This window comes from Candidatus Saccharimonadales bacterium (assembly GCA_036397795.1).
Taxonomy (GTDB): domain Bacteria; phylum Patescibacteriota; class Saccharimonadia; order Saccharimonadales; family DASWIF01; genus DASWIF01.
In genome coordinates this window covers 1-4,006 of the sequence record DASWIF010000076.1, presented here as the reverse complement: position 1 = coordinate 4,006, position 4,006 = coordinate 1, and the positions used below count along the sequence as shown (strand labels likewise).

Here is a 4,006-nt window from a genome sequence, read left to right as displayed (position 1 = left end):
GTATTCCCGGTTCGTGGTCAGTTGGGCCTTGGATCAAACCCTGGAAATGCCCTTTGTGCTGGATGCCGTTGACCGGGCCTTAGGGCAAGCCAGCCCGGAGATCATCAATAGCGATCAGGGCAGCCATTTCACCAGCCCCCAATATCTTGACCGTTTCCTGGCTATCGGCTCTCAAATCAGTATGGATGGGCGGGGCCGAGCCATGGACAACATTTTTACCGAACGCTTGTGGCGCAGTGTCAAATACGAGGAGGTGTACTTGAGCGACTATGAAAACCCAAGACAGGCGCGGCACGGTTTAACCGCTTACTTTCAGCTTTACAATTATGAGCGCCCCCATCAAGCCTTGGATTATTTGACCCCAGCCGACCTGTACTTGACCCGGATGAACTTGTTAACCAACGCAATAAACATCAACGAACGAACCGAACAAACGTTAACGAACGATAAATCACTGATATGATGTCCATAATCTTAAAGAAAGGAACCGGACATTAATTTACTTAGTGTGTGTTTTGACAAAAGGGTCCACTTTACACATCGTCTAAGTTTTTCAGGTAATGCATTATGCTGCGAGACAAAATTTTCAACCTGGTCCTCATTTTGCCAATTTAAGTCATAAACATTGACCCCATCCCAGGTAGTATCAGAACCAATCTCCGATACAATTTCATCAGCAAAATCTGTACAGTCGGAATAATTTTCATCTTCTTCACGGCAATGACCAGATGGATCAATATAGTTCAGCGGATTATTCATCACATACGCATACCGATTAAAACCCTGCCCACTCCCCGGCTCCGGCACCACCGTATCTGGCGAGACAAACCGCCCCAACCGCGCCGAATAATACCGCGCATTATAATCCATCAAGCCAAAGCCGGCCTCGTTGCGTTGGCCGGTGAAGGTGAAGTCGGTCGGGGTGGCGCCGTTGGTCCAGCGTTCCTCGCCGTAGGGCAGGTAGCGCACTTCGGAGACAATATTGCCAGTATCACCGGTTGTTAAGGAGGTGCTGCCCAGGTGATCGCCGTTGAGATAGTATAGCGCATCCCCGCGTCGCATGGCAACCCGGCTGCCACCGTGGGTGTAGTACTTGGTCACGCTCTTGACGGCGATCAGGCTGGCCTGCTCGACGGGCGGTTATTGAGGTTAACAAGTAAAGAGTATATTTTGACACCCGTTCGAAAATGGGTATAGTTCTCGTACTAAACTCCAAGAGGGTGTGCGATGAGTATTACTGACCTGGTTAAATCCGCTCAATTTATGGTTGATGCCGACGGGACGAAAAAGGCCGTGGTATTGGATATGGCTGTCTGGGAGGAACTGCTAACCTTGCTGGACGACTTAAGTGATACCACTGAGGCTGCAGCAGCTTATGAGGAATACCGGCACGATCCTTCGACCGCCCGACCCTGGGCTGAGGTAGAAGCCGAGTTGCTGGCTGAGGAAGCCCAGGATGGGTGAGCCAGACCCAACCTGGCAGGTCCTTATTCAGCGTCGAGCCGAAAAAGCGTTACGGCGGCTCGACAAACCCCTCCGCCGACGGATAGGCGAGGCTATCAACCAGTTGGTCCACAATCCTCGACCGGCGGGCTGCAAAAAGTTGACCGGTTACGACAATCTGTACCGCCTGCGGGTAGGCAATTGGCGAATTTCCTACGCCCTTGAGGAAGACAAGCTGATTGTGTTGGTCGTGGAAATTGCCCCTCGAGGTCAGGCTTACCGTCATTTGTAGGCACTTTTGTAAGACTTGACCTCTCCCCGTGCCGTCCATCAAGCACTATTCGTTATTCACTTTATTTGGTCACGCCGTGGACGGTCGTTGGCTGGGACACTAGCCAATTGGCCGTGGTGTTGCTGACGTTGTCGGTGGCCTTGATGCGGAAGGTGTAGGTATTAGTCCAGGGCGCCGACAAAGGTGGCGCCGGTGACATCCACCGCGGTCAGCCAGCCGGTCCAAGCGCCGTTGTTTTCGCTGACCTGGACGTCGTAGTGGTGGATGCCGGATAGGTCGTCCTGGCCTGACCAGGCCACCGATCATGCCGATATCGTGGCCATCAGCGTCCGCCGAGCGTTAAAACGCCCGGCTAACGGAAGTCGAAGCCCGCTAAAGCAGGCTAAATGACGCTTTTGAGCTGCTTTGAAGCGGCTTTCACCTCACTTAGCCGGGGGCTTGTAGCCCTCGGCGGCGGTGGGTGACCTGATGACCGGGTTATTTTTTAAACTTCGTTAACGCTCGGCGGACTGGGTCAGCCAAGGTAACTTGGGACGAAAAACAGATTGGTGATGGTTACCCACTCTATCCAACCTTAGACACGATAGACAGGCTGAACCGGATTGAAACAGCTAACCATCCTGAAATTCCTGTCCAGGCTGGCTATTTTTCCTGCCTTGGTTTAGACAAAAATTAACTGTTACGTCAAGCAAACCGACTTCTCTTAGTGTCGGCCAGCAAAATGAAGCTAGTTGGACCTTGGCGTAGGTCAGATCAGGGATAATAAATGACAACTCCACGCGAGTATCGGGCTAAACCTGTCAGAGCCTTGGCAGACCTGACTATGATTTCTACTGTTTTTCATAAACTGTCTTTCCCGCGTTTATCGGCAGGTCGTGAATTTAACATATCTCTTTCCGTTTCAGTAAGTTTCCACCAAATTGAATCCATTACATCTAAGTATATGTCTTCTTCAACATTATCCATTCCACCATGTTTTTCACGCAGAATCAATACTTGATGTTCAAGCTCCAAATATAACTTAAGTAATCTATCTAGTTGAGACATTAGTCGCTCCACAATGGTCTCGTTTCCCCGAGTAATTTTTGATATTCTTCAGAGCTCATTTCTCTACTTGGCTCGATAAAACCATGACCAGTAGGGTTATTAGGATCTGGTCGGTATTGTAACCCATCTGAAAGGCAACTAGATTCTATACAGAAAACTGGATCCTTTCCTGTGCCTCCAAATTCAGGTGGTCTACGGTGAGGCGGAAGGTTGTGCGGGCTATTGGGTGATACTGACATTCCCCCAGTGTTTGGTCTGACCATTCCATTCTCAACGGGAATATCCTGTGGCCTTACACCTAGAGTTCTACCGCTAGAACCAACTTCTGGCAAGCCATCATTTGCCTTTTTCATTGAACGATATAACAAATCATCGGTTGCCTCTTCAATGACTTCCTCCCCTAAATTACTTAACGCTTTACCGGCTCCTTTCGAAACTGCACTCAATGGAGCCGGAGACCCTATATCTGTTAACGCATTCTCCACCCATTCTTCCGGAGTTGGTCCTACAATTGCATCTTGTTCTGCGTCATAACCACCTCCAATCGTTACACTACCAACAAACCCTCCCGCTTTCTTTGCCCAATTAGGCCAGCCAGAGACATCAATCTTCACTGTACAGACAAGACAATGGCGAGGCTCCCAGCCATGTCCACTCGGATCAGTGTACTTGAGTGGGTTGTTGCGAACATAAGCATATCGATTCCACCCCTGCGACCCGCTCGGCTCCGGCACCACCGTATCCGGTGACACAAACCGCCCCACCCTCGGATTATAATACCTTGCATTATAATCCATCAAGCCAAAGCCGGCCTCATTGCGCTGACCAGTGAAGGTGAAGTCGGTCGGAGTGGCGCCGCTGGCCCAGCGCTCTTCGCCGTAGGGCAGGTAGCGCACTTCGGAGACGATATTGCCGGTTTCGTCGGTTGTTAAGGAGGTGGACCCCAAATGGTCCCCACTCAAATAGTATAGCGCATCACCCCGTCGCATGGCAACCCGGCTGCCGCCGTGGGTGTAGTACTTCGTCACGCCGTGAACGGTCGTTGGCTGGGATACTTGCCAATTGGCAGTGGTATTGCTGACGTTGTCGGTGGCCTTGATGCGGAAGGTGTAGGTATAGTCCAGGGCGCCGACAAAGGTCGCGCCGGTATAATCCACGGCGGTTAGCCAGTCATCCCAATCGCCGCCGTTTTCTCGGACCTGGATGTCGTAGTGGCGGATGCCG

Annotated in this window: 7 protein-coding genes; 3 read left to right on the top strand and 4 right to left on the bottom strand. The window is 51.2% G+C overall.

The genetic code is table 11. The annotated features are described in order from the left end of the window. Positions 1 to 463 (top strand): integrase core domain-containing protein (locus VGA08_04225; protein HEX9679794.1); only part of this gene is annotated, 463 nt, incomplete at its 5' end. An 11-nt stretch (positions 464 to 474) separates the two neighbouring features. Here VGA08_04225 and VGA08_04220 read toward each other — a convergent pair. Continuing rightward, positions 475 to 1,101 carry an RHS repeat-associated core domain-containing protein gene (locus VGA08_04220; protein HEX9679793.1) on the bottom strand — a complete coding sequence of 209 codons (627 nt, stop codon included), beginning with the start codon at positions 1,099 to 1,101 and terminating at the stop codon, positions 475 to 477. Positions 1,102 to 1,227: 126 nt separating this feature from the next. Between VGA08_04220 and VGA08_04215 the strand changes: the two genes are divergently transcribed. Together VGA08_04215 and VGA08_04210 are read left to right on the top strand one after the other, a co-directional pair. Beyond that, entirely contained in the window at positions 1,228 to 1,464 is a 237-nt protein-coding gene (locus VGA08_04215) for a hypothetical protein (protein HEX9679792.1), read from the top strand. Beyond that, the gene (locus VGA08_04210) at positions 1,457 to 1,735 is read left to right on the top strand and encodes a type II toxin-antitoxin system RelE/ParE family toxin (GenBank protein ID HEX9679791.1); all 279 of its coding nucleotides are present in this window, start codon (positions 1,457 to 1,459) and stop codon (positions 1,733 to 1,735) included. Before VGA08_04215 ends, VGA08_04210 begins: the two co-directional genes overlap by 8 nt. Before the next feature lie 61 nt (positions 1,736 to 1,796). Here the strand turns inward: VGA08_04210 and VGA08_04205 are convergent, their stop codons facing one another. The 3 genes from VGA08_04205 to VGA08_04195 all read right to left on the bottom strand — a co-directional run. After that, complete coding sequence (locus tag VGA08_04205; GenBank protein HEX9679790.1) at positions 1,797 to 1,934, bottom strand: hypothetical protein; 138 nt, start codon at positions 1,932 to 1,934, stop codon at positions 1,797 to 1,799. A gap of 641 nt (positions 1,935 to 2,575) precedes the next feature. Further along, positions 2,576 to 2,782 carry a hypothetical protein gene (locus VGA08_04200; GenBank protein ID HEX9679789.1) on the bottom strand — a complete coding sequence of 69 codons (207 nt, stop codon included), beginning with the start codon at positions 2,780 to 2,782 and terminating at the stop codon, positions 2,576 to 2,578. After that, positions 2,782 to 4,006 (bottom strand): RHS repeat-associated core domain-containing protein (locus VGA08_04195; protein ID HEX9679788.1); only part of this gene is annotated, 1,225 nt, incomplete at its 5' end. The genes VGA08_04195 and VGA08_04200, both read right to left, overlap by 1 nt.

Excerpts from the sequence above, each read along its gene's own strand:
- VGA08_04210 (HEX9679791.1), top strand. The coding sequence starts at position 1,457 with ATGGGTGAGCCAGACCCAACCTGGCAGGTCCTTATTCAGCGTCGAGCC.
- VGA08_04205 (HEX9679790.1), bottom strand. The coding sequence starts at position 1,934 with ATGTCACCGGCGCCACCTTTGTCGGCGCCCTGGACTAATACCTACACC.
- VGA08_04200 (HEX9679789.1), bottom strand. The coding sequence starts at position 2,782 with ATGTCTCAACTAGATAGATTACTTAAGTTATATTTGGAGCTTGAACAT.
- VGA08_04215 (HEX9679792.1), top strand. The coding sequence starts at position 1,228 with ATGAGTATTACTGACCTGGTTAAATCCGCTCAATTTATGGTTGATGCC.